The 26,001-nt window shown below is 58.2% G+C and carries 20 protein-coding genes; 5 read left to right on the top strand and 15 right to left on the bottom strand.

Translation table 11 applies throughout. The annotated features are described in order from the left end of the window. Positions 1-3: 3 nt before the first annotated feature. Positions 4-960 carry a methyltetrahydrofolate cobalamin methyltransferase gene (locus tag K1W69_RS02135; RefSeq protein ID WP_220226682.1) on the top strand — a complete coding sequence of 319 codons (957 nt, stop codon included), beginning with the start codon at positions 4-6 and terminating at the stop codon, positions 958-960. Between the two features lie 20 nt (positions 961-980). Then, positions 981-3,029 carry an ASKHA domain-containing protein gene (locus tag K1W69_RS02130; RefSeq protein ID WP_220226681.1) on the top strand — a complete coding sequence of 683 codons (2,049 nt, stop codon included), beginning with the start codon at positions 981-983 and terminating at the stop codon, positions 3,027-3,029. Here K1W69_RS02130 and K1W69_RS02125 read toward each other — a convergent pair. Next, positions 2,988-3,932: a LysR family transcriptional regulator gene (locus K1W69_RS02125; protein ID WP_220227802.1), complete on the bottom strand. Its 945-nt coding sequence runs from the start codon at positions 3,930-3,932 to the stop codon at positions 2,988-2,990. The two genes, K1W69_RS02130 and K1W69_RS02125, sit on opposite strands and share 42 nt — an antisense overlap. A gap of 146 nt (positions 3,933-4,078) precedes the next feature. Between K1W69_RS02125 and K1W69_RS02120 the strand changes: the two genes are divergently transcribed. Both K1W69_RS02120 and K1W69_RS02115 read left to right on the top strand, forming a co-directional pair. Beyond that, positions 4,079-4,339, top strand: coding sequence for a hypothetical protein (locus K1W69_RS02120; protein ID WP_220226680.1), 261 nt, complete (start codon positions 4,079-4,081; stop codon positions 4,337-4,339). Between the two features lie 336 nt (positions 4,340-4,675). Continuing rightward, complete coding sequence (locus K1W69_RS02115; protein ID WP_220227801.1) at positions 4,676-5,677, top strand: GlxA family transcriptional regulator; 1,002 nt, start codon at positions 4,676-4,678, stop codon at positions 5,675-5,677. An 8-nt stretch (positions 5,678-5,685) separates the two neighbouring features. Here K1W69_RS02115 and K1W69_RS02110 read toward each other — a convergent pair whose 3' ends face one another. After that, positions 5,686-8,196, bottom strand: a complete 2,511-nt coding sequence (locus K1W69_RS02110; protein ID WP_220226679.1) for a GcvT family protein — start codon at positions 8,194-8,196, stop codon at positions 5,686-5,688. Between the two features lie 226 nt (positions 8,197-8,422). Here K1W69_RS02110 and K1W69_RS02105 point away from each other — a divergent pair, with 226 nt between their 5' ends. After that, positions 8,423-10,162 (top strand): glycosyltransferase family protein, encoded by a 1,740-nt coding sequence (locus K1W69_RS02105; RefSeq protein WP_220226678.1) that lies wholly within the window; start codon positions 8,423-8,425, stop codon positions 10,160-10,162. Between the two features lie 29 nt (positions 10,163-10,191). Here the strand turns inward: K1W69_RS02105 and K1W69_RS02100 are convergent, their stop codons facing one another. The 13 genes from K1W69_RS02100 to K1W69_RS02040 all read right to left on the bottom strand — a co-directional run bounded on the left by K1W69_RS02100 (position 10,192) and on the right by K1W69_RS02040 (position 25,988). Continuing rightward, complete coding sequence (locus K1W69_RS02100; protein ID WP_220226677.1) at positions 10,192-11,601, bottom strand: aspartate aminotransferase family protein; 1,410 nt, start codon at positions 11,599-11,601, stop codon at positions 10,192-10,194. Positions 11,602-11,649: 48 nt separating this feature from the next. Next, positions 11,650-12,078 carry an EamA family transporter gene (locus K1W69_RS02095; protein WP_220226676.1) on the bottom strand — a complete coding sequence of 143 codons (429 nt, stop codon included), beginning with the start codon at positions 12,076-12,078 and terminating at the stop codon, positions 11,650-11,652. Positions 12,079-12,191: 113 nt separating this feature from the next. Continuing rightward, the gene (locus tag K1W69_RS02090) at positions 12,192-13,508 is read right to left on the bottom strand and encodes an FAD-binding oxidoreductase (RefSeq protein ID WP_220226675.1); all 1,317 of its coding nucleotides are present in this window, start codon (positions 13,506-13,508) and stop codon (positions 12,192-12,194) included. Beyond that, positions 13,505-14,953, bottom strand: a complete 1,449-nt coding sequence (locus tag K1W69_RS02085) for a UbiA family prenyltransferase (protein ID WP_220226674.1) — start codon at positions 14,951-14,953, stop codon at positions 13,505-13,507. Before K1W69_RS02085 ends, K1W69_RS02090 begins: the two co-directional genes overlap by 4 nt. A 254-nt stretch (positions 14,954-15,207) precedes the next feature. After that, the gene (locus tag K1W69_RS02080) at positions 15,208-15,759 is read right to left on the bottom strand and encodes a DUF924 family protein (RefSeq protein ID WP_220226673.1); all 552 of its coding nucleotides are present in this window, start codon (positions 15,757-15,759) and stop codon (positions 15,208-15,210) included. A gap of 366 nt (positions 15,760-16,125) precedes the next feature. Beyond that, positions 16,126-18,132 carry an acetyl/propionyl/methylcrotonyl-CoA carboxylase subunit alpha gene (locus K1W69_RS02075; protein WP_220226672.1) on the bottom strand — a complete coding sequence of 669 codons (2,007 nt, stop codon included), beginning with the start codon at positions 18,130-18,132 and terminating at the stop codon, positions 16,126-16,128. A gap of 8 nt (positions 18,133-18,140) precedes the next feature. After that, positions 18,141-19,748 (bottom strand): carboxyl transferase domain-containing protein, encoded by a 1,608-nt coding sequence (locus K1W69_RS02070; protein WP_220226671.1) that lies wholly within the window; start codon positions 19,746-19,748, stop codon positions 18,141-18,143. A gap of 11 nt (positions 19,749-19,759) precedes the next feature. Next, positions 19,760-20,908: an isovaleryl-CoA dehydrogenase gene (locus K1W69_RS02065; RefSeq protein WP_502793607.1), complete on the bottom strand. Its 1,149-nt coding sequence runs from the start codon at positions 20,906-20,908 to the stop codon at positions 19,760-19,762. A gap of 18 nt (positions 20,909-20,926) precedes the next feature. After that, complete coding sequence (locus K1W69_RS02060) at positions 20,927-21,526, bottom strand: TetR/AcrR family transcriptional regulator (protein WP_220226669.1); 600 nt, start codon at positions 21,524-21,526, stop codon at positions 20,927-20,929. 113 nt (positions 21,527-21,639) lie between these two features. Continuing rightward, positions 21,640-22,464 carry an ABC transporter ATP-binding protein gene (locus K1W69_RS02055; protein ID WP_220226668.1) on the bottom strand — a complete coding sequence of 275 codons (825 nt, stop codon included), beginning with the start codon at positions 22,462-22,464 and terminating at the stop codon, positions 21,640-21,642. 70 nt (positions 22,465-22,534) lie between these two features. Further along, complete coding sequence (locus K1W69_RS02050) at positions 22,535-23,824, bottom strand: ABC transporter substrate-binding protein (protein ID WP_220226667.1); 1,290 nt, start codon at positions 23,822-23,824, stop codon at positions 22,535-22,537. A 73-nt stretch (positions 23,825-23,897) separates the two neighbouring features. Next, a complete protein-coding gene (locus K1W69_RS02045) occupies positions 23,898-24,974 on the bottom strand; it encodes a branched-chain amino acid ABC transporter permease (RefSeq protein WP_220226666.1) in 1,077 nt (358 codons plus the stop codon). Between the two features lie 12 nt (positions 24,975-24,986). Then, positions 24,987-25,988, bottom strand: coding sequence for a branched-chain amino acid ABC transporter permease (locus K1W69_RS02040; protein ID WP_370688160.1), 1,002 nt, complete (start codon positions 25,986-25,988; stop codon positions 24,987-24,989). Positions 25,989-26,001: the final 13 nt, after the last annotated feature.

The raw sequence follows: 26,001 nt of genomic DNA, 5'->3' as shown, positions 1-26,001 counted from the left end.
CCCATGGCACGCACAATCGTTGCTTCCGCGACAAAGGAAATCATTATCGGTTTCGACCAGCCGTTCTGCGTTATTGGCGAACGCATCAATCCGACAGGCCGCAAGAAGCTGGCCGCCGAGATGGTTGAAGGCAATTTCGAAACGGTAAAGGCCGATGCGCTGGCGCAGGTCGCGGCAGGCGCAACAATGCTTGATGTCAACGCCGGCGTGACCGCGGTGGATCCGAATGCGACTGAGCCCGCCCTGATGGTGCAGACGCTGGAGATCGTCCAGAGTCTTGTCGACGTTCCATTGTCGATCGACTCCTCCGTGACAGCAGCCATCAAGGCCGGTCTTGAAGTCGCCAAGGGCCGTCCCCTCATCAACTCGGTGACGGGTGAAGAGGAAAAGCTCGAAGCGATCCTGCCGCTTGCAAAGAAATACGATGTGCCGGTCGTCGCCATATCCAATGACGAAACCGGTATTTCCGAGGACCCTGACGTCCGCTTCGCGGTGGCTAAAAAGATCGTTGAGCGCGCGGCCGATTACGGCATCAAACCCGAAGACATCGTCGTCGACCCCCTTGTCATGCCAATCGGCGCGATGGGAACCGCGGGACAGCAAGTGTTCCGGCTTGTGCGTCGCCTGCGCGAGGAACTTGGCGTCAACACGACATGCGGCCTGTCCAATATTTCCTTCGGACTGCCGCACAGGCACGCAATCAACGCCGCCTTCATTCCGATGGTTATCGCTTCGGGTATGACATCGGCGATCATGAATCCGTGCCGTCCCCAGGAGATGGAGATGGTTCACGGCGCCAATGTGCTGAATTCAACCGACCCTAACTGCCAGTTCTGGATCCGTATCTATCGCGAGAAACCCGCGCTTTCCGCCATTGACCCGTCCGCCGCAGGCGGCGAGACTTCCGCGCAGGCCGCGTCCGGAGGCCGGCGCCGCGGAGGACGGCGCGCGCGCGCCTGACAAGCAAGGACGCTTGACGCATGGACCAGAATACCGACGCAAAGCACCCTCTGGTCCTGTTTATGCCTTCCGGCAAGCGCGGTCGCTTTCCCGTAGGAACAAACCTGCTGGAGGCGGCCCGCGAACTCGGAGTCTATGTGGAAAGCGTGTGCGGTGGGCGCGGCATCTGCGGCCGCTGCCAGATCGACGTGCAGGAAGGCCGCTTCGCCAAGCACGGCGTCACCTCGAGCGCCGACCATATTTCCGCATTTTCAGCCAAGGAACAAAATTACGCCAGCAAACGCGATCTGAAGCCCGGGAGACGGCTGTCGTGTTCCGCCCGTATCGAGGGCGATCTGGTCATAGACGTGCCCCAGGAAGGGCTGGCCCAGGCGCAGGTCGTGCGAAAGGACGCCGACAGGCGAGTCATCGAACGAAATCCGGTTATACAGATGTGCTATGTCGAGGTGGATGAACCGGACATGCACAAGCCGCTTGGAGATCTCGACCGGCTGACCCAGGCGCTGGAAGAGGATTGGGGCTTCGCCGATATCCTTGTCGACCATCACATTCTGCCGAAAGTCCAGTCCATATTGCGGGCCGGAAAGTGGGCTGTAACGGCGGTTATTCATCGGGATTTGGAAACGTCTCGCCCCAGCCTGATTGCGCTTTATCCGGGACTGAAAAACGAAGCCTACGGTATTGCCTGCGATATCGGCTCGACCACGATCGCGATGCATCTGACATCGCTGCTGTCCGGCGCGGTCATCGCATCCTCCGGCGCTTCCAATCCGCAGATCCGTTTTGGCGAAGACCTGATGAGCCGCGTCTCCTATGTGATGATGAATCCGGACGGTCGCGAAGCGATGACGCGAGCCGTCCGCGAGGCAATCGTCGGCCTGATCGGCAAAGTCGCCGCTGAAGCAGGCATAGACCACACGGATATCTTCGATGCGGTGTTCGTCGGAAATCCGATCATGCACCACCTGTTTCTGGGCATCGACCCGACAGAACTCGGCGGCGCGCCATTCGCGCTGGCGGTTTCGGGAGCTATTCACTGCCGCGCAGACGACCTCGATCTCGAGCTCAACACCGGATCCCGCGTCTATCTGCTGCCGTGCATCGCCGGCCATGTCGGCGCGGACGCGGCCGCCGCCACCTTGTGCGAGGGTCCGCACCGACAGGACGAAATGATGCTGCTTGTCGATGTCGGGACCAATGCGGAAATCGTTCTCGGCAATCGCAACCGGGTCGTCGCGGCGTCCTCGCCGACCGGACCGGCTTTTGAAGGCGCAGAAATATCATGCGGTCAGCGCGCCGCGCCTGGCGCGATCGAAAGAGTGCGCATCGACCCTGCGACGCTGGAGCCGCGTGTCCGGGTCATCGGCATCGACCACTGGTCTGACGAACCGGAATTCGCCGAACGCGCGCAGGCAACGAAAGTCACGGGCGTCTGTGGCTCCGGGATCATGGAAGTCGTCGCGGAGATGTTTCTGGCCGGCGTCATTTCGGAGGACGGCGTGGTTGACGGATCCCTCGCCGCTCGTTCGCCTCGGATCGTCCAGAATGGCCGCACCTGGTCCTATGTCCTGTGGGACGGGGACGCCAGGCTGGCGATCACACAGAACGATATTCGCGCAATTCAGCTCGCCAAAGCAGCCCTCTACGCCGGCACGAAACTGCTGATGGAAAAACAGGAGACAGACCATGTGGACTGTATCCGGCTTGCCGGCGCCTTCGGATCGCTGATCGATCCGAAGCACGCAATGATCCTTGGGCTTATTCCCGATTGCGATTTGGATCGGGTCGCCGCCGTCGGCAATGCGGCGGGCACAGGCGCCCGAATGGCGTTGCTCAATCGCGATTATCGCCGTGAAATCGAGCAGACGGTTCGCAGGATCGAGAAGATCGAGACAGCTCTGGAGCCGAAATTCCAGGACCATTTCGTACACGCCATGGCGCTGCCCAACAAGGTGGATCCCTTCGACAAGCTCGGCGGGAGCGTACAGCTTCCGGAACGCGGTGCGTCGCCGGACGCCGGCGCCGGCTCAGGCCGCAGACGCCGCAGTCGCGTTGTGCGCGAACGCTGACTCTGTAAAATACCCGGTTTCCGCCTGCATCTCGAATGTCGCGCGAATATGTTCCGCAACGGCGCAAACCGGCGGGTCGACCTCTGCGCCAACCATCATCGCCAGCATATAGTCGCCGATCGGCGGTAATCCGTCCTCTTCTCCGAGGATTACCATGTCATCGCCCACAAAAGACTTCGGCAGCGGCGCGATTGCAAGATCGGAAAGGATCGCCGCACGTTGTCCCGCGGTATGGGCGCTCATGTAGGCGACCCGGAAATCGCGTTTGATGGTCTGAAGGCCCTCGACCGCGCCAGCCCGCCAGGCGCAGCCCTCCTCCCACAAAGACACCGGAAGCGGACATTGCAGATGAGCCGCGCCACCCTTCGCTCCCGCCCAGACCAGTTTTTCCGTCAGAACGATCTCGGACCCCGGCGGCGTCTTGTCCTTCTGGCAAGTCAGCAGCGTGATATCGAGACGCTTTTCCTCAAAGCGCTTGATCAGGTTCGAACTCTGGTCGATGACCACGTCAACCGCGATCGAAGGATGGGTTTTCGCGAAGCGTTTCAATACCAGAGGCAAAATGCGTTCGCCGACGTCGTCGGGCGACCCGAAACGCACGACGCCGGAAATTTCCGGCGTGACGAACTGTGACACGGCCTCCCGGTTCAAAGCCAGCAGGCGTCGGGCATAACCCAGCAGCATGGTTCCGTCCGTCGTCAGACTGACGGAGCGCGCATCACGGAAAAACATCGGACGGCCAAGTGTCTCTTCCAGTTTCTTTATCTGCATGGACACTGCGGAAGGCGTGCGAAATACGATAGACGCCGCCGTCGAGAAACTGCCTGTATCTGCAATAGCCACGAAGGTGCGGAGCACGTCGAGTTCAAGCAGAGGCATCGGCTGGTTCAGTGGAGCATTCAGTTTGATGTTCAATTTTTCTGATCCAGATCTTAATTCTAATTCGTTTGATTGAACCAAAGAAACCCACCATAGTCAATATCAAAGGTCGCGACCTTCCTGAAACCACCGATCCTGCGGATCGGAGTAAACAGTGAAGGAACCTTATGATGAGCAACAGATACTATGATTCGAATTCACCCTTTGCCGACGTCTTCATCGAAGTCGGTCAGGGACGCGTACTGTCCGATCTGATTTTCAGCGGCATAAATTTTCTTGTCGACGCCTACAACAGATTCCGCCAAGGGCGCGAAGAAGCCCGGTTGAGGCGCGACACCGTGAAGGCGGTTTCGGAACTAAGTCCCGAACTCCGGCGGGACATTGGCTGGCCCGAGCGCTTTGAAAACCAAATGGCGCGGCGGCGGCGATAAAGCGGCATGCCTGTCGCGCCCAATCTGGATCCGCCTGAAATGCAGGCCGGCGCATGTCCCTAACGCGCCGGCCTGTTTTCTGCAGTCATGGTCCGCATTGCATCGTGCGTAATGCATCGAAAAAGCTGCTTAATTCCTGAACTCTGGAAGAGTTTTAACTTCACAGCCATTTGCGACTATGACAATGTTCGGGCTTTGAAAGGGAGATGAGGCGTCCTGAACGCCGGTCCTGAATAAAGGACCAGGACATTCCGGGTAGACCAGTCCTCACCCTCCTGAACTGTGGATTGCGCGGGCCTTGCCCGAACCGTGTCGCGAGGGTTGATGGCAACTCACATAGAGGCGAATTCCGTAAAACGCACGATCGTGTTTTACGTCATACCCGATTTCTCGATGATTGCGTTCGCAACCGCAATCGAGCCGCTGAGGATCGCCAATCGCATGCTTGGTTACGACTCCTATCGGTGGCGCGTAGCGTCCATCGATGCGGGGCCTGTGCGCGCCTCAAATGGCGTCGAGGTGGCGGCCAACACCTCTCTGGAAGACGAGCGCCGCTCCTTGACCGGAGAGAATCGACCGTCGATGGTCTTCGTATGTTCTGGCATAAACGCCGATTCGTTCTCTCAGAAATCAGTCCAGGCCTGGCTCCGCGAAGTGCACAATCGCAATATCGCCGTCGGCGGACTTTGCACAGGCGCCTATATTCTGGCGGCGGCCGGCCTTCTGTCAGGAAAACGCTGCGCGATACACTGGGAAGATCTGCCGGGCTTCGCCGAAAAATATCCCCGCGCCGACGTCTATGCCGACCTGTTTGAGGTAGACGACAATATTTACACCTGTGCGGGCGGGACCGCCGCGCTGGACATGATGCTGAACCTGATCGGCGAAGACCATGACGACAATCTCGTCAACAGGGTTTGCGAACAGGCGCTGACCGACCGCGTGCGCAGCCCCCACGACCGACAGCGCCTGCCTTTGCGGGCGCGTCTGGGCGTCCAGAATTCGAAGGTCCTTTCGATTATCGAGCTCATGGAAGCAAACCTGTCGGAGCCGCTCTCGCTGCTTGAAATCGCCGATTTCGCGGGACTGTCGCGACGACAGATCGAACGGCTCTTTCGGCAGGAGATGGGGCGTTCCCCTGCCCGCTACTATCTGGAAATCAGGCTCGACCGCGCCCGCCATCTGCTGGTTCAGTCGTCGATGCCGGTGGTCGAGGTCGCCGTCGCCTGCGGTTTTGTTTCGGCGTCGCATTTCTCAAAATGCTACCGCGAACTCTATGGCCGCTCACCGCAACAGGAACGCGCCGATCGCAAGCAATTGCTGACCTCCGTGGCCTGACGCTTTCGTCAGGCCCTTAGCGCCTCGTTGTCCGGATCGAACGGGCTTTCAGCGACCACGACCGCATCATACATGTCACCAAGAATACGGATGCTGACGGTATTTCCCGGCTCCGCCTGTTCCGGCCGCACCATGGCGAGCGCCAGGGACTTTCCGCATCTCCAGCCGTAGGAACCATGGGTCGCGCGACCAACCAGCGCGCCGTTCTTGTAAATCGCCTCATTGCCCCGAGCGTCGGCGTCGGTGACGCCCTGAACTTCCAGCGTGACGAAGTTCCAGTCCAGCCCATCCTCACGCTTGCGCACAACCGCATCGCGACCGATGAAATCTCTCTTGTTCGGCTTGATGAAGCGATCGAGGCCGGATTCGTAGGCATTGTATTCGATCGACAGTTCACGCGGGATCAGGCGATAGGATTTTTCGATCGCCATCGCCGTCATCGCGCGAATCCCGAACGGCTTGATCCCGTATTCGGCTCCGGCCTCCATGATCAGGTCGAAGATGGTGTTTTGCTGTTCGATCGGGTGGTGCAATTCCCAGCCAAGCTCGCCGACGAAATTAACCCGGAGAGCCTGTGCGGTCGCCGGACCGATATTCACCTGCTTTCCCGAAAGCCAGGGGAAGTCGGCGTTTTCAAGACTGGCGCCAGTCACCTTTTGCAGTACTTTCCGGGACTGGGGCCCAGCCAGCACCAGCACGCCAAGCCGCTCGGTGATGGCGTTCAGACGCACAGATCCATCCGAAGGCGCAAGCTTTCGAAGATAGTCATGATCATGCGCCTCGAAGGCGCCGGCGGACACCAGGTAAAAACGCCCGGGCGCCCATTCATAGACCGTAAATTCGGATCGAACGCCGCCCTGTTTCGTCAGCAGATGCGCAAGCGCGATCCGGCCCCGCTTTTTCGGGATGGAATTCGCGAGAATGGAATCGAGCCAATCGCGCGCGCCCGGTCCCGAGACTTCCATTTTCGCAAAAGCCGACATGTCCAGAAGGCCGACTTTTTCATGCACGTTGCGAACTTCTTCGCCGATGTGCTCGAAGTAGTTCGAACGACGGAAGGACCAGATTTCCTTGACATTGCCGTCGGCGTCCGGCTCGGGATGATTGTGATTGGTCAGCACGTCAGGCTTTTCGATGTCATCGACATTGATGGCGTAGCCTTCAGGCGCGAACCAGTTCGGGCGCTCCCAGCCATAGACAGATCCGAAAACCGCGCCGAGTTCCTTCATGCGATCATAGCAGGGCGCCCTCTTCAGAGGCCGCGCGGCGCCGCGCTCTTCGTCGGGATAGTGCGGCGTGAACACATTGGCGTAGGCTTCCTCGTTTTTCTCGCGCAGATATCCTTCTGTGGCGTAAGGTCCGAAACGGCGCGGATCGACGCCCATCATGTCGATGGTCGGCTCGCCTTCGACGATCCATTCCGCAAGCTGCCATCCGGCGCCGCCGGCGGCTGTCACGCCAAAGGAGTGTCCCTCGTTGAGCCAGAAATTCTTTCGGCCCGGCGCCGGACCAACGATCGGAGAACCATCCGGCGTGTAGGCGATCGCGCCGTTGTAAACTTTCTTGATTCCGACCTCGCCAAAATAGGGAACCCGCTCGATGGCGGTTTCGATGTGCGGCATCAGACGCTCGATGTCCTCCTGGAACAATTCGTACTCGGAATCGTCAGTCGGACCGTCGACATAGCAGCAGGGCGCGCCTTTCTCGTATGGTCCGAGCAAAAGACCCCCGGCCTCCTCGCGCATGTACCAGGAGGAATCCGACTCGCGCAGAACGCAAAGCTCTGCACCGCCTTCGGAACGAAACTTCCTGATCTCGGGATGCGCCTCGGTGACGATGTACTGATGCTCAACCGGAATAACTGGAACATCCAACCCGACCATGGCGCCGGTTTTGCGGGCGAAGTTACCGGTGCAGGAAATGACGTGGTCGCAGGCGATGTCGCCTTTGTCCGTCTTCACGACCCAACTGTCGTTATCCTGCTGCTCGATGGCTGTGACGACGGTGTTTCTGTATATGGTCGCTCCCCGGTCGCGCGCGCCTTTGGCAAGCGCCTGCGTCAGATCGGCCGGCTGGATATATCCGTCTTCCGGATGAACAATCGCGCCCAGAAGCCCGTCCACGTTGACGTAAGGCCACTTCGCGGCGATTTCTTCCGGCGTCATGCGTTCGACGGCGATATCGAGCGTTTCGGCGACGCCCATATAGTATTCATATTCGTCGAGGCGATCCTTCGTTCGCGCGAGACGCACGTTCGTCACCTTGCGGAAGCCGGTGTCCATGCCCGTCTCCTCCGCCAGTTCCTGATAGAAGCGGACGGAATATTTGTGAATCTGCCCAACCGAGTAGCTCATGTTGAAGAGCGGCAAAAGACCCGCGGCGTGCCAGGTTGACCCCGATGTCAGTTCCTTCCGTTCGAGAAGGACAACATCGTTCCAACCTTTCTTCGCCAGGTGATACAGAGTCGAAACGCCGACCACGCCACCGCCAATGACAACTGCTCGCGCTTTGTCTTTCATGTCCACGCCCTTCCAGGGGCCACTCGGGCCAGTTTGCTAGATTGCGGATCAACTATGCCGCCGAGCACAACTGTGCTACCGCCTGTTTGCGACATGCAAAAAACGGCCGGCGACCTGCGGCGGACAGGCGCATGAAAGTTGCGGGATCTGCGCCGCGGTTTACCTTTGCTTCGTGAAAGACTGCTATTTACTCGCCCGAATTGCATTTCAAGATTTGATGGACAATATGTTGGAATCACCAGGAACCGGGACAGCCAAAAGCGGTTTGTTTTCATCAGTACTGACCAGCCCGCAATTGTGGCTTGTGGTATTCCTGTGCCTGCTGGCGGCAATGCTCATCTACCCGGTCTCCCTGATGATCGGCCCCATGTACTGGGACACTTTTATCTATCTGGACGCCGCGGGACGCATCTCCCAGGGGCAAACTCCGATTGTTGATTTCTTCGCGCCGGTCGGACCGCTCGGTTACTATCTCTTCGCCCTGTTCGAGTGGCTCTTCCCGAACGGCAATCCGCTACTTCTTGCAGATTGGTGCATCCTGGTAGTCGCCGCTCCTGCGATGTCGCTGATCCTCTTCGATATCGGACCACGCTCACGCATCATTGCATGGTCGCTGCTGGCCGGTTTCATGATTTTTGCAGCGCTGCCTTTCAATGTCTTCGGCTTCTACCCTTATCCGGGTGTCGAGGGTTTCGGTATATACAATCGTCAGAGCGCGCTTCTGATGTATTTGCTGACGACTGCGGTTCTCTTCGTTGACAACAGATCGATCCGCCTTGTCCTGTTCATTATTCTTACGCTTGCGCTGTTTCTGACAAAAATCACGGGCTTTATCAGCGGCGGCCTGGTTCTCGCTTTCGCCTTCGCTTGCGGCCTGATCAAAGTGCGCACGGCAATCATGACAGCGATCGTCTTTCTGGCTGTCCTGGGCGTCTGGCAGATCTATGACGGAACGATCGGATACTACATTCAGGATATTCTGGCGCTGACCACACGGAACGAAGGCGTCCTCCTACCCCGTTTTCTTACCGCGACCTCGCATTTCACCGGCGTCGTCATCGCCGGCGGTCTGCTCGCACTCTATCTGATCATAAGCGATATGAAGGATGGCGCGGGGCGGTTCGTCACGCGGATGACCGGTTCGACAATCGACGGTTCAGCCTTCGCCATTCATCGTGACTGGCTTTGGCTGAGCGTCCTGCTCTTTGCAGGACTGTTCTTCGAGACCCAGAACACCGGCAGCCATGCATTCATCATCGTTCTTCCCGGCGTGCTCAAGATCTGGCTCAACAACCAGGGCCGGCAGCGCGTTTCCGGCGCTGTTCTCGCCCTTCTGATCGCCTTCATGTGCGTTCCGATTGTCGGCGGCCTGCTCCACAAGGCTATCCGGACGACGGCTGTTTCCCTGATAGGTGACAACTATGCGCTCGAAAACCGCAATCTCGGCACGATCGGCCAGGTCATCGTAAAAGACGTGTCATACAAACGCGCCGAGAGAATGAAAAAACACTATGAGGAAAACGTTCCAGTGACCCGGCGACTGTCCGAGGAGGGAGAAATGCAATCCTTCCTTCTCTACTCGGAACCCGGTTTCCAGACAATGTGGCTGATGATGCACGACGAACTCATCGACGCCATCGAAGCTTACGAGCGGGAGAACGATCTCACATTCGACACGATATTCACTCTTGATTTCACGAATATCGTGCCCTTTGTGATGGATCGCAAAGCGCCGCAACACGTCGCCATCGGCGCCGATCCCTTTCGGGCAATCCCGCCGCTCGACGCAAAAACCACGCAGGCGGTCCGGGACACAGACCTCATACTCTCACCTAAATGCCCGGTGACGCCAGCAATCCTGCTGCTGGAGCAAATCTATCGCCCGGCGTTGGATGGGCGCCGGAAGATTGAACTGACCGGCTGTTTCGACGCTTATATCCTCGATACGGACGCGCCGGCGCAGTAGGTCAGGCCCACCTCTTCAGGCCCGCGGCGTTACTTCACCTGGCTCGCCACGAAATCCCGCACGATAGCGATGACGCCGCGTCCAAGCAGCGAGTCCAGCGCCGAAACGAAAGTGTCTATGTGTTCCTTCCGGCAGATCAGCGGCGGTTCCAGTCGAATGACGTTGCGATTGTATTCGGTAAAGGCCACAAGCACATCGTAGTCGCGTAGCAAAAGCGCGCCAACGAAACCGGAAAGCGACCCTTTCAGTTTCTCGTCCAGCACCGATACGACGGGACGCAAAACAGCCGGAAGCGTCTGGCTGAAGTCCTGAAACTCAAGCCCAACCATCAGCCCCTGACCGCGAACATCCTTGATGATTTTCGGATATTTGCCTTGGAGGCGTTGCAGTTCGGAGAGGAGATAAGCGCCCTGTTCGGCGGAATTGTCTATCAGCTCCTCGTCATACAGAACATTAAGGCCTTCAATTGCTGTAATGCACGCTTCGCCAATGCCGCCAAAAGTGGCGGGACCGTGGATCAGCGCCGTGCCTGGTTTTCCATAGGCTTTCATGTAGACATCGCGCCGGGCGATCATCGCGCCCATTGCTGTCTTGCCGGCGCCGAGTGATTTTGCGAGCGCCGTCACGTCAGGCACGACGCCGGCGTGTTCGAATGCATAGAAGCGTCCCGTGCGTCCAACGCCGCACTGAACCTCGTCGGCGACCCACAGAACGCCATGCTTGTCGCACAACCGTCGAAGTTCCTGCCAGAAAGCCGGCTCCGCGCCGACTATGCCGCCGCCGCCCTGAACCGTTTCAAGAACAATCACTCCGATCTGCGGATCGGCCTCGAAGGCGTTTCTGATGGAATCGATATCGCCGAAAGGCACGCGGATCGTGTTCTCGACCAGACGGAACTGCCCGCGATAGAGCGGCGAGTCTGTCAGAGACAGCACGCCCTTCGTTTTGCCATGGAATGAGTTCTCCGCATAGACCACCTTGTGGCGTCCAGGTCCTGCGGCGCGTTCAGCCACCTTGACGGCGGCTTCCATGGCTTCCGAACCGCTGGAGCCCAGAAAGACCATGTCCAGGCTGCCGGGCGATATCTCGGCAAGGTTTTTTGCGAGCGCGGCAGCATATTGCGACATGAAGGCGATGGCGATTTCGTGGCGCTTTTCATCCTGGAAACGCTTGCGGGCTTCGAGCACCCGTGGGTGATTGTGCCCGAGCGCGAGCGAACCGAACCCGCCAAAGAAATCGAGGATCTTTCGACCGTTCTGATCGGTGTAGTACATGCCCTCCGCCGTCTCGACCTTTATCTTGTTAAAACCGAGTAGCTTCATGAAATGCAACTGTCCGGGATTGAGATGATCCCGGAAAAGCATCGTCATTTGTTCAATGCCCAGCGCCTTGGCGTCTTCGACGCCCAGAAGAGAAGGTTTCGTTGTACTGACACTCATGGTTCGATCGCTCCAGATATTTCGTGTCGCGTCCGGATGGTCACGGCTTCAATCAACGTGGCCGTCGTCGCCGGCATCGTGTTGCGGTATGACCGTCGCCGACACTTCGCGGCCTGACTGGGCCACCAGAATAGTGCCAACGCAGATGAGGGTGATGCCGGCAATTCTCCATCCGCCCAGAGTTTCGTGAAACACGAAGAAGGCGAACAGCACCACGATGACATAGGCGAGGCTCAAAAACGGATAGGCGAATGAGAGCTCCACCTTGGTGAGGACATAGATATGCGTCGCCATGGAGACGACAAACGAGACAAGCGCAAAGAACACCCAGGGATTGAAGGCGATCTGCAGAATTCTGACGATCGGATTTCCGGCGAATATGTCCAGTTCGCCCAAAGAGTTGGCGCCTTGCTTGAGCAGCAATTGAGCGCCCGCATTGGTCAGAACGGTAAAAAGGATAAAGGGTATGTAGTTCATCACGAGGTCCCGTTTCTGAGTTCCTGCCACAAAGACAAGTAGAATTGGTGAAGCAAGAAGGTTAACGGTTGTTTGCGTTTGTGAATGGCCAGGCAATTGCTGTGACCTGTCGGTCAGTCCTGCTTCTCCAGCATCATGGCGGTGCGTCTCCAGAAATCCGACATCAGGGCCGGATCCCTGATGTTTTCGAGGTCGCGCCAATTTGGGAATGAACCGGCGAACACGTCCGCCGACATACGTGCGTCCTTGTAAGGATTGACCGCGCCGCCAGCCTCCATGACGATCCGATCGAGTGCGTCCAGCAATCTCTCTGTCGGTTTACCACGGTTGGCGAAATCGAGCGTCAGCGTAAAACCTGCGCGCGGAAACGACAAAAGACCCGGTGATTTTTCTCCGCCGAACCGCTTGAGAACAGTCAGGAATGAGGCGTGACCGTGCGCTTGAGCGCATTCCAGCAGCCTGATTGTCGTCTGCCTGCCCGTCATTTCCGGATAAACGCTCTGGTGCTGGTGAAGCCCCCGTGGTCCATAGAGCCGGTTCCAGTGACCCAGCGCGTCGAGCGGGTAGAAATATTTACGCCACGGGACGTCCCGGACGCTCGATCCCGCCCTTTCCTTTCGGAAATACAATGCGTTGAAGGCGCGCATACTGATCGAGTTCACAAGGCTGATCGGAGGCGTGAACGGTACGGAAAGCCGTGCATGACTGCGGGGCGCGGCGGCCTGCTCTTTACCTTGCGCGTGATCCCCACCCAGAAGCAGGCCGCGGCCAAAGTGGCCACCACGCGCTGACTGGTCAATCCATGCGACGGCGTATTCATGGTCGCGATCGAAGCTCTCGAAAGCGTCGAAATAGCCGTCGATGGATGAAAATCGCAACGTGTGTTGACGGATATCCGGGCCGGGCGTTCGCACCAGGCGAATGACGGCGTCCGTAATCAATCCTGTCAGGCCCATGCCGCCAATCGTCGCTGCGAAGAGCCCGCTGTTTTGCCGCCTGTCGCACTGGATCGTTCCGAGATCACTGCGCATCAATCGGAAAGACTGCACCCAGTTTCCAAAGACGCCGCGTCGATGGTGGTTTTTACCATGGACGTCATTGGCGATGGCGCCGCCGACAGTCACGTATTGCGTTCCTGGAGTCACTGGCGGGAAGAAACCGCGCGGAATGGCATAGGAAAGGATATCAGACAGTAGAACACCGGCCTGACAATGCAGATCGCCCGTCTCCGGGTCGAAGTCGATGATCCGATCCAGACTGCGGCTATCGAAGAGAGTGCCGGCGTCATTGTGGCAACTGTCGCCATAGGAGCGGCCATTGCCGAATGGAAGAAAACCGCCGGGCATCCTGCCGTCGATTACACCAATGGAAGCAGCGTCGACGCCGCTACGGTCCCGGAGCCGCAACCGACCCCAGCTTTCATAGCTCATGTGGGAAAAGCGACCGCCAACGCCATCAGCAGGGCCCCGGTTGCGGTGACGAGTTGGCTGCGCCAGTCGCGAATGATGAAGACGACGGGATCGTCATGCATCTGTTCCCTGCGCGCCAGCATCCAGATTCTGAGCAGCATGTAGAGGATCAGCGGGCACAGCGGCCACAGGAAAAGGGGCGACTGATAAATCTCCCGGGTCTCTTCACTGTGGATATAGAGAGCGAGGACCAGGGCCGCTGCAAAGGCGGAGGAAATCCCGGCCTGTCCGATCATCTCGAAATCAACGGCGTAATACCCGCGACCGACTTTCTTCGATCCCTCCGATGAATCGAGCTCCTGGAGTTCGACATAGCGTTTGACGAGAGCGAGGGACAGGAAGAAGAATATCGAGAAAGCCAGCAGCCAGAACGAGAGGCTTGCCCCGACGGCGGCCGCGCCGGCGATGATCCGTAGCGTGAACAGACCCGCCAAGGTGAACACATCCACGAGCAGTTTCCTCTTGAGAAAGAAGGAGTAGACGGTCGTGGCTACCAGATAGACGGCGAGCACCAACAGAAAAACCGGCGGCAGGAGCAAACTCAAAGCCAAAGATACGACAAGCAGGCCGCCGGCGAGCATGATGGCGTTTGGTATTTCGAGTTGGCCACTCGCGATCGGGCGAAAACGTTTTGTACTGTGACGCCGGTCATTCCTCAGATCGACAAGATCATTGAGGATATAAACGCTGCTCGCCGCAAAACTGAAAGAGAAGAAACCGATAATGCCGTCCAGCGCATAGAGAAGCTCGAAATATTCGTGCTGGAGAACAATCGGAACGAAAAGCAGCGTGTTCTTCAACCATTGATGAACCCGCATGGCTTTCAGCGCAGTGCGGAACGCATTGCCATATTCTAGGAGAACTTCCGCTTGCGAATTGTTCTTCAGCCACCGGCCAACCGAGCCGTGGGGCCGCACGAGATAGACGTTGTGGGCCGCTTCGAAAACCGGGATGTCATCGTTGCTGTCGCCAAGATAATCGAAGCCCTTCTCGCCAAAATGCTCAACCAGAAGATCGCGTTTACGCAGCGACGTGAGGTTGATCGCTTCGCTTGTATGGAATACGCCATCGAATATGCCGAGATGGTCTGCGACACTGTTGGCGACCTGCCCCGGGGCGCCGGTCACGAGAAGGATATGGCGTCCCCTGGATTTCTCCGCTTTTAGCCACTCGAGGATTTCCGGCCGAAATGGCCACTGCGCCGGATCGGTTTTTACATGCTTGCTGACCTCGCATTTCAGCGTGGCCTTTCCGTTCAACACCCAACGAATGACGCTGAAGATCATGAATGGATTGCGGAGCAGTAGCCGCAACAGGCTTTCCCACAGTGTATCGGTCGCGACGAGTGTTCCATCGAGATCAACACAGAGCGGTTTATCCTGGGTAATTTCCGACACGACAGTCATTCTTAAAAACCAAACAGCTTCAAACACGCCTCGATTGTGGCACGCCATCTACTAACCGTAGATAAACCTGTCTGAAACAGGCCTCCTCGCCGACAGAAAGTTGAGAATCTGGTTATCAACTACTTGCTATAAGCAATGTCAATAAATTCAACCGCGACCATTGTATACGCTTTATTGGACCAAATTTCAGCGAAAGCGGTCAAAAACACATATTCCATTTGTCATTTCGACGTCTGATCGCACGACTTTTTTGCTCAGAATCCTGCTCCCGGCTTCGCCAGATAAGCCTCTTCCTCGGGTGTCGAAACACGCCCCAAAATTGCATTTCTGTGCGGAAAACGGCCGTATTTTTCGATGACGTCGCGATGCGCCAGCGCATACTTCATCAGATTTTCGTCGTTCAGGGTTTCAAAGAGCGCGACGCTACGATTCTGATCCTCGATGCTTTCCGAGTGTTCGAACGGAATATAGATAAACAGCCTGTGTTTTTCAGGCGTCTGAAGATCAAAACCCTTCTCTATTGCAAGCGTGGCTTCCTTGAGCGCCAAAGGATCGGACGCGAAAGCATGCGGGCTGTTTCTGAAAATATTGCGAGGAAACTGGTCGAAAACAATAATCAGTGCAAGTGCAGCCTCCGGCGTCTCGCGCCATTCCTGCGGAACGTGTGCGGAAAGCGCCAGGTGCGTGTCCATGAAGCGCTTTCTGATGGCGCGATCGATCTCCTCGTTCTTTTCGAACCAGTTCCGTTCCTCCAGTTCGTCGAACCAGAATGTCGTCACCTCGCGCGGCGCCACAATATCCACCATTCAAGCCTCCCGAATTGACTGACAGGTCGTCACCTGCGTCTTCAAAGCCAAAAATACGCCATCAAACCGAATCAGCGCGAATCATTTTTTTACGAAACAATGCGTCAGCCGATCGGAAAGTGCTCAATCGACTAAACCTTAACCATATGAAATATATGCACAAAAAAAAGGCTGCATAATTGCAGCCCTAGTCTAGGGAGGAAATTGAAACTGCACACACACCAACTACAGTAAAAAGTGTACGCAAAATACGACATTATGCAACCATGCAAGCAACTTATAATGTGGATTGGTCTTCAAACAAAAAGATCTTCTTTTGTCTGCGGATAGAATGTCTAAAAAGGAAACTGTTCTTGAAAAAGCCGCCTAGTCATCGACTTTCGTTTCGAGAACAACCAGAACATCTCCGTCTTTTACCTGACTTCCCTCTGAGACGGTAACTTCAGCCACGATCCCGTCACCCGGCGCTTCCAGGCTCATCTCCATCTTCATCGCTTCCATCACGATTATCGGAGCCCCCAATTGCACCTCATCGCCCTTTGCTACGGTGATCTGCTTGATTACGCCAGGCATCGGAGCGACAAGCCTGTCGCCTGGCGCCTGGACATCATCGTCTGTCGACGCATCCGCCGGGATCTGGAATGTATGGGTCAGGCCGCCCATGAAGACGGAGACCGAACCCTTTTCCCGAACACAGTGAAGATTGACCTGGCGGTTCCCAAACCCTGCCCGGTAACGCCCGTCGTCGGCGCCGAATAGCATGAACTCCAGCCCGGCGCCGCTCGTTCGGTCCGACCTGTCTATTGCAGCCGACCAGCGAGCCTGCGAATGCCGATACAACGTCACCGCAAAATCGACGCCGTCGGCGACAAGGTGAACGATCCGCTTCGCGGCCGTCCAGTGGGACCAGGGGCCAATCGTCACAAAGGGGTCGTTGCCGTCCGGCGCGTATCCGACGCCGATAGCCGACAGCGCCGCAAGCGCAATCATTTCATCAGAGACCGGATCAGAGGCCGAGAGCGATGCAGTTTCGCGATCAATAAGGCCGGTGTCGACGCCTCCCTGCGCAAATTCCGGGTTGCGGCACAGCCGCCACAAAAATTCGAGATTTGTCGTTGCGCCTGCAATCTCGGTTCTGGCGAGCGCGGCCGCCAGGCGACTGAGGGCAATGTTCCGGTTCGGGCCGTGGACAATCAGCTTGGCGATCATCGGATCGTAAAACGGCGTGATCTCGTCGCCGGCCCTGACGCCGGAGTCGACCCGCGCCGGCGCGCCGGGAAATGAGAGATGCTGCAGAACGCCCGTCGCAGGAAGAAACCCCTTTTGCACATCCTCCGCATAGATCCGGGCCTCGAAAGCCCAGCCGCAAATTTCCAGTTCCCCCTGGCTAAGGGGCAGCGTTTCACCGGCGGCGACCCGCAACTGCCATTCAACAAGGTCGAGCCCGGTGATCATCTCGGTCACCGGATGTTCGACCTGGAGCCTGGTGTTCATCTCCATGAAGTAGAAGCGATCGGGGTGCAGTCCATCGCTGGCGTCGACGATGAACTCGACCGTCCCCGCGCCGCTGTAGCCAATCGCTCTGGCCGCCTGCACGGCCGCTTCGCCCATGGCCGCCCGCATCTCGGCTGTCATGCCGGGCGCCGGCGCTTCTTCTATGACCTTCTGGTGCCGGCGTTGCAGCGAGCAGTCGCGCTCGAACAGGTAGACGTGATTTCCATGATCGTCGCCAAAAACCTGCACCTCGATATGACGCGGCGTGGCGACGAATTTCTCGACCAGCACACGACCGTCGCCGAAGGAAGCTTCCGCTTCACGTTTCGCAGCTGACAACGCGTCGCCGAACCTAGAAGGGTCGGTGACAAGCCGCATTCCCTTTCCGCCGCCGCCGGCGCGCGCCTTTATCAGCACCGGATAACCGATTTCGTTCGCCTTGCCGGCGAGCACCACCAGTTCCTGGGTCTCGCCGTGATAGCCGGGAACCACTGGCACGCCGGATTTCTCCATCAGCGTCTTGGCCGCGTCCTTCAAACCCATCGCCCGAATGGCGTCAGCCGACGGACCGATGAAAACGAGCCCGGCGCGTTCAACCGCATCTACGAAATCCGGGTTCTCGGAAAGAAAGCCATAGCCCGGGTGAATAGCTTCTGCGCCGACTTCGTGCGCGGCCTCTATGATGCGGTCGCCGAGCAGATAGCTTTCAGAAGCGGCGGCCGTTCCGATTCGAACGGCCTCGTCCGCCATCGCGACATGCAGGGAAGCGGCGTCGACGTCCGAATAGACGGCGACGGTCGCAATGCCCATCTCCCTCGCCGTCCGTATAATCCTGCAGGCGATCTCTCCGCGGTTGGCGACAAGTATCTTGGAGAACATGACCGCTCCTACATCCTGAACACGCCGAAGCGTGTTTCTTCGATCGCGCGGTTGCGAGTCACCGACAGAGATAGTCCAAGCACGTCGCGGGAGCGGCACGGATCGATTATTCCGTCATCCCAAAGTCGCGCCGACGCGTAGAGGGGGTGTCCCTGATGCTCGAACTGCTCGATGATCGGCCGACGGAACTCGACCTCTTCCTCGGCGCTCCAGTCGCCGCCGCTGCGCTCAAAGCCTTCCCGCCGCAAGGTGGCCAGAACGCCGGCGGCCTGCTCGCCGCCCATCACGGAAATGCGGCTGTTCGGCCATGTCCACAGAAAACGCGGATCATAGGCGCGCCCGCACATGCCGTAATTACCGGCGCCGAAGGATCCGCCGACGATCATCGTGATCTTCGGCGTCGAAGTCGTCGCGACCGCCGTCACCAGCTTCGCGCCGTCCTTGGCGATGCCGCCGGACTCGTATTTCTGACCGACCATGAAGCCAGTGATATTCTGGAGAAACACCAGTGGAATGCCGCGCTGGGAGCAAAGTTCCACGAAATGCGCGCCTTTCAGCGCGGATTCCGAAAACAGCACTCCGTTGTTGCCGATGACGCCAGTCAGCATGCCGTGGATATGCGCAAAGCCGCAGACGAGGGTCGGGCCGTAACGCGCCTTGAATTCATCGAAGCGGGAGCCATCGACGATCCGGGCGATAACCTCGCGAATATCGTAGGGCGTCTTCATGTCCGTAGGAACGATGCCGGCGATTTCAGCAGGGTCGTAAAGAGGATCTTCCGGCGCCTGTCCAGTCATCTCCTGTTTGCCGCCGACGCCGAGATTGGCGACGGCCCGGCGGGCCAGCGCCAGCGCGTGCGCGTCGTCCAGGGCCAGATGGTCAGCGACGCCGGACAATCTCGTATGAACGTCGCCGCCGCCGAGATCTTCCGCCGACACGATTTCTCCGGTTGCGGCCTTCACCAGTGGCGGCCCGGCGAGGAAGATCGTCCCCTGATTGCGGACGATAATCGTCTCGTCAGACATCGCTGGAACATAGGCCCCGCCCGCCGTACAGGATCCCATCACGACGGCGATCTGCGCAATGCCGCGCGCCGACATATTGGCCTGGTTGAAGAATATCCGGCCGAAATGCTCGCGGTCCGGAAACACCTCGTCCTGGTTCGGCAAATTGGCGCCGCCGCTGTCAACGAGATAGATGCAGGGCAGCCGGTTCTCGAGAGCGATCTCCTGCGCCCGCAAATGCTTCTTGACGGTCATCGGAAAATAGGTGCCGCCCTTCACGGTCGCGTCGTTGCAGACGATCATCGCATCCCGGCCGGATACGCGGCCGATACCGGCAATGAGGCCCGCCGAAGAGATCTGTTCGCCATACATGTCCCACGCAGCGAACTGCCCGACTTCCAGAAACGGCGAATCGCTGTCGAGAAGCCGTCGAACCCTTTCGCGCGGCAGAAGCTTGCCGCGTGCGATATGACGTTCCCGCGACTGGTCGCTCCCACCTTTTTCGATACGCCCTGCGATGTCGCGCATTTCGTCCGTCAGCGCCTTCATCCGGGCGCAGTTGTTCCGGAACTGGGTCGAGGACGGAATGATCTGTGACTTGATCTCGGACATGGCGTTCCCGGTCAGGCGGTTTCGGCGAACATTTCGCGGCCGATCAGCATGCGCCTGATTTCCGACGTCCCGGCGCCAATCTCGTAGAGCTTGGCGTCACGCAACAGACGGCCCGTTGAGTATTCGTTGATATACCCGTTGCCGCCGAGCGTCTGGATGGCCTCGAGCGCGACCTGCGTCGCCTTTTCCGCGGCGTATAGAATGCAGCCGGCCGCGTCCTTCCGTGTCGTTTCGCCGCGATCGCAGGCGCTGGCCACGGCGTAGACATAGGCCCGGCAGGCGTTCATGGTCGTATACATGTCGGCAAGCTTGCCCTGCATCAACTGGAATTCCCCGATCGGCGTGTCGAACTGCCGCCGTTCGTGCACATAGGGCATGACGACATCCATGGCCGCAGCCATGATGCCAACCGGACCGCCAGCCAGAACGACACGCTCATAATCAAGACCCGACATCAAAATACGGACCCCCTGCCCCACTTCACCCAGGACATTTTCATATGGCACTTCGCAATCCTCGAACACCAGTTCGCAGGTGTTGGAGCCGCGCATGCCCAGCTTGTCGAGTTTCTGGGCCGTGGAAAATCCGCTCATCGATTTTTCGATCAGGAACGCCGTGATGCCCTTTGGCCCCGCTTCCATGTCGGTCTTTGCGTAAACGACCAGCGTGTCGGCGTCCGGACCATTGGTGATCCACATCTTGTTGCCGTTGAGCACGAAGCGGTCGTTTCGCGCCTCCGCCCGCAGCTTCATCGAAACCACATCCGATCCGGCGCCAGGCTCGGACATGGCCAGAGCGCCGACGTTATCTCCGCTGCACAGCGCAGGTAAATAACGTTCCTTTTGCTCCTTTGTGCCCCAGCGGTTGATCTGATTGACACAGAGGTTGGAGTGGGCGCCGTAAGACAGTCCAACAGAGGCGGACGCGCGGGAAATCTCCTCCATCGCCACGGTATGGGCGAGATATCCCATGCCCGTGCCGCCATAATCCGGATCAGCCGTCATGCCAAGGAGACCGAGAGACCCGAGTTCGGTCCAAAGCTCCGTCGGAAACTGGTTGCTGCTGTCGATTTCGGCCGCCTGCGGAGCGATCTTTTCCTGTGCGAAACGATGGACGGTGTCGCGAAGAAGATCGACTTCCTCACCCAGTCCAAACGCCATACCCGTCGTAAACATCGCCTACACCTCCTTCAGTCCGACTGTGCCGGATATCATTCCCACGTATAGCGCCTCAATCTCGCCGAGCGACAACCGACCGTTGCTCCGATACCAGTTGGTGACGCCGGTCAGCATGGCGATCAGCGCCATGGTCGTCACACGCGGATCGGAGATCCGAAAAGTTCCGTCTGCCACGCCGCGTTCGAGAATGTCTTGCAGCCCCTTTTCATAGCGCTTGCGCAAGGCTTCGATATCGAGGAAATTTTCTTCCTCCAGATTGCGGAGCTCCATGTAGGATATGAAGACTTCCTCACCGCATTGCGTGTGATAGCGAAGATGAAACCGCACGAAAGCGACCAGAGCCTCTCCGGCCGGAAGTCCTTCCACCCCTTCCGCGTCCCACGCCGCCAACAGACGCTCCATATGGGATACGAGCAGATCTCGAAGCAATTGCTGTTTGGTCGGGAAATGGTTGTAGATGGCGCCAGCCTGCAAATCGATCTGCCGGGCAATCTGCCGCATCGACACCGCCGCATAGCCGTGTCGCGCAAACAGAAGAAGCGCAGTCTGCCGCACCTTGTCGGCAGTCTCCGTTCCAACCGATCCTACCTTGCGCGCCATCGAACCATCCAGGCGCACCATAATTGCACGATGCGCAGTTAAATAAATGAACGTACGTTTAATTCGTAGCGGGCCGGCTTGCGCAGGTCAACACTCTCCCGACGTCCAGTCCGCTATGACAGCCAACGCTTGCGCCGCTTGTAATGCTTGACGTCACGGAAGGACTTTCGGCCTTCTCCGCCAACGCCGAGGTAAAATTCCTTCACGTCCTCGTTCTCACGCAGCTCATCCGCCCTTCCGTCGAGAACAATCCGGCCGGATTCGAGGATATAGCCGTAAGTGGCGTATTTGAGCGCGATATTGGTGTTCTGCTCGGCGAGCAGAAACGAGACGCCCTCATTGCTGTTCAGGCTCTTGACGATCTCGAAGATCTCCTCGACCAGTTGAGGCGCAAGCCCCATCGACGGTTCGTCGAGCAGAATGGTCGAAGGCCGCGACATCAGCGCCCGGCCGATGGCGCACATCTGCTGCTCGCCTCCGGAGGTGTAACCCGCCAGCGACTTTCGGCGCTCCTTCAGCCGCGGAAAATAGGTATAGACCATCTCCAGATCGTCCTGGATCCTGGCTCTGCCGTCGCTTCGGGTATAGGCGCCGGTCATGAGGTTTTCCTCAATCGTCAGATGACCGAAGCAATGGCGGCCTTCCATGACCTGAATACATCCCCGTTTCACGAGATCCGACGGCGACAGTTCCTGTATCTCGTTTCCCTCGAACTGGATATTGCCCTTCGTCACTTCGCCGCGCTCGGCCTTCAAAAGGTTCGATACGGCCTTGAGCGTCGTCGTCTTGCCGGCGCCGTTTGCGCCGAGGATAGCCACGATGCCGCCGCGCGGCACGGTCAGGGAAACACCCTTCAGCACCAGGACCACGTGATTGTAGATGACCTCGATATTGTTGATTCTGAGGATCGGCGCTGTGTCGTCGACTTTCTGAAGCATGGCCTTGCGAGTCCCGCATTATGTCCGGTAGCGACCGGCGATTTCTCGCCGGCCGCGGTGTCAGGGGCTGCTAGTTGCAGCGCTCTTCTATGTTGTTTTCCTGCGCGTAAGCCGAAGAGTCCTCGGCAATCAGGGGATCGACGATCTCGCGATCGGCCGAAATCCAGTCAGTGATGACCTTCCACTCACCGGCGCTCGCGTCCCATTGCTGGATCTTGCCGACGCCCGATCCGCCGTGGTTTTCACAGGAGACCGCGAATTCCGGACCAAATTCCGGAAGGCCGAGTTCCGTCATCTTGGCCGCAGTGATTTCCAGGGCCTCCATGCCATCGCGCATCATAGACGCGTCGATCTGCTTGGTGTCGTGGATCTCCTGGGCCTTTTTGGCTGCCTCGACGGCGAGAAGCGCCGCATACATACCGCGATTGTAGAGAACTTCCTTCGTATGGGTTCCGTCACCGGCGGCCTTGCCGGAATCGTACACATATTTCTGAAGATCCTCGTAGATCGGATAGTCGCCGCCCGGATTTGCGAGAGCCAGCGCCTTGTAGCCGTTGGCGCCGTCGCCGGCAGGCTCGACGTCGTTCTCGGAACCCGACCACCAGATGCCGATGAAGTGATCCATCGGGAAACGGATATTGGCGGCTTCCTGGACGGCGACCGAGTTCATCACGCCCCAGCCCCACATCAGAACATAGTCCGGACGTTCGCGGCGAATCTGCAGCCACTGCGATTTCTGCTCCTGCCCCGGATGATCGACCGGGATCAGCATCAGCTCGAAACCGTGTTTCTTGGAGAGCTCTTCAAGGGTGCGGATCGGCTCCTTGCCGTAGGCGGAATTGTGATAAACGAGCGCAATTTTCTTGCCGCTGAGATCGCCGCCTTCCTGATCCATGATGTGCTTGACGGCAATTGAAGCGCCGTCCCAGTAGGTGGCCGGATAGTTGAACACCCACTTGAACACCTTGCCGTTAGCGGCCGAGGTGCGACCATATCCCATGGAATGCACAGGAATGCCGTCTGCAGTCGCCTTGGGAATGAGCTGGTAGGTGATGCCCGTGGACAACGGCTGATAGATCAGCGCGCCCTCGCCTTTTGTGGATTCATAGCACTCCACTCCTTTTTCCGTGTTGTAGCCGGTTTCGCATTCAACGAGGCGGATCTTCTCGCCGTTGATGCCGCCGTCACGTTCGTTGATCAGCGTCAGATAATCGGCGTAACCATCGGCGAAGGGGATGCCGTTCGGCGCGTAGGGACCGGTTCGGTAGCTGAGCGCCGGGAAAACCAGATCGGCCATCGCCGGCGGCGCACTGACCATGGCGGCAAGCACACCGGCCATGGCGATTTTCGTGAATTTCATGTCTTTCCTCCTGGGGTTTACAGACATTTCGATATTCCCTTCCTCCCGAAAGGAATTCCTTCGGCGCGCGCCCCTAGTAGGGGAACGGCCACAAACGCAGTTTCTCCTTGGTCAGGCGCCAGAGCTGCGCCAGCCCGTGCGGCTCCACAATCAGGAAAAATATGATGAGACCGCCGATCAGCATGATCTGCAGATGAGCGGCGACGTCCGTCGGCCAGCCGAACTGGTTGACCATGATGTTCTTGAAAAGCACCGGCAGGAGCACCAGGAACCCGGCTCCCAGAAAGGAGCCGAGGATCGAGCCCAGACCACCGATGATCACCATGAAGAGCGCAAGAAACGATTTGTCGATGCCGAAAGCCTCGGTGACTTCCGCTGCGCCCAGATAGACGGAGAAGAAAAGCGCTCCGGCCATGCCGATATAAAAGGACGATACGGCGAAAGCGGACAGTTTCGCCCTGAGCGGCGACACGCCAATAATTTCGGCCGCAATATCCATGTCCCTGATCGCCATCCAGGATCGGCCGATGCGGCCGCGCGTCAGGTTGCGCGCCACCCAGGCGAACACGAAGACGATCGCCAGACAGAACAGATAGGTCGCCCAAGGCAGCGAGTTCGGGCCTGTCACCGCAATTCCGAGGATCGTCCGTTCAGGCGCCGTGATCTGCCCGGACGCCGAGTAGTTGTAGAACCATGGAAACTTGTTGAAGACCCAGATCAGGAAGAACTGCGCCGCAAGCGTCGCCACGGCGAGATAGAATCCCTTGATGCGGAGCGAAGGCAGACCGAACAGTATTCCGACGCCGGCGGTCACAAATCCTGAAAGCACGACCACGATGAACATGTTGAGATCGGGAAACGCTGTCATGATCTTGTAGCATGCAAACGCACCGACGGCCATGAAACCACCCGTGCCAAGCGACACCTGGCCACAATAGCCCGTGAGGATGTTCAGTCCGAGCGCCGCCAGCGCCCAGACGAGGAAAGGCACCAGAACCGCCTTGTTCCAGTAGTCGTTGATGAAGAAGGGAACGACGGCGAAGGCCAGCACCATTACTGTCCAGAACAGCCAGCGCTCCGACCGGATCGGAAAGGTCTGTTCGTCGGCCCGGTAGGTGGTCTTGAAGTCGCCTGCTTCACGATAGAGCATTGTTCCCTCCCGCTATATCCGCTCGATGATCCGGTCGCCAAACAGGCCCTGCGGTCTGAACAGCAGGAAGGCGAGCGCCACCACATAGGCGAACCAGTTCTCGATGGCGCCACCCACCATCGGTCCGATATAAGCTTCGGCGAGCTTTTCGCCGACACCGATGATCAGACCACCGACGATGGCGCCCGGTATTGATGTGAAGCCTCCGAGGATCAGCACAGGCAGAGCCTTGAGCGCGATCAGCGACAAGGAGAACTGCACGCCGGATTTCGAGCCCCACATGATGCCTGCGACCAGCGCCACGAACCCGGCGATCGACCAGACGATCACCCAGATCTTGCGCAGGGAAATGCCGACGGACAGGGCCGCCTGATGATCGTCGGCGACGGCGCGCAGCGCCCTGCCGGTCGCGGTGTACTGGCTGAACAGCGAAAGGGCCGTCACCAGCACCACCGCAATGATCGTCGCGCTGATGTCAAGTTTGTCGATATACATGCCCCAGTAGTCGGCGTCTTCCGGCGCCCACGCGCGCGTCACGTCCTCCCACCAGAAGGAGCCGCCGGACGGTAAGCCGACATCAAGCGTCTTGACGTCCGATCCCCACATCAAGTCGCCGAAACCCTCCAGAAAATAGGCGAGTCCTATCGTCGCCATAAACAGAATGATCGGCTCCTGGTTGATCAGATGATTGAGAACGAATTTTTCAAGAACCCACGCTAGCGCGATCATCACGACCATGGTCAGCAGGATCGCAAGGAAGGTCGGCAATCCCGGCCCCCAATCATGTATGTCCGTGCCGAAGATTGCATTAATGAGGTGGGAAAACGGAACCTGACCCGTCTGCAAACCAACCAGCGTCAAGGCCGCAAAGAGCGCCATGACGCCTTGTGCGAAGTTGAAAATGCCGGACGCCTTGAAGATCAGCACAAAGCCGAGGGCAACGAGAGAATACATGATCCCGGCCATCAGACCGTTGATGAAAATCTCGATGAAATTCAGGAATGCGGGGCTCACCTGACTGCTCCTC

It is taken from the genome of Flavimaribacter sediminis (assembly GCF_019492055.1).
GTDB lineage: Bacteria > Pseudomonadota > Alphaproteobacteria > Rhizobiales > Rhizobiaceae > Flavimaribacter > Flavimaribacter sediminis.
This window is presented reverse-complemented; position numbering and strand designations above follow the sequence as displayed.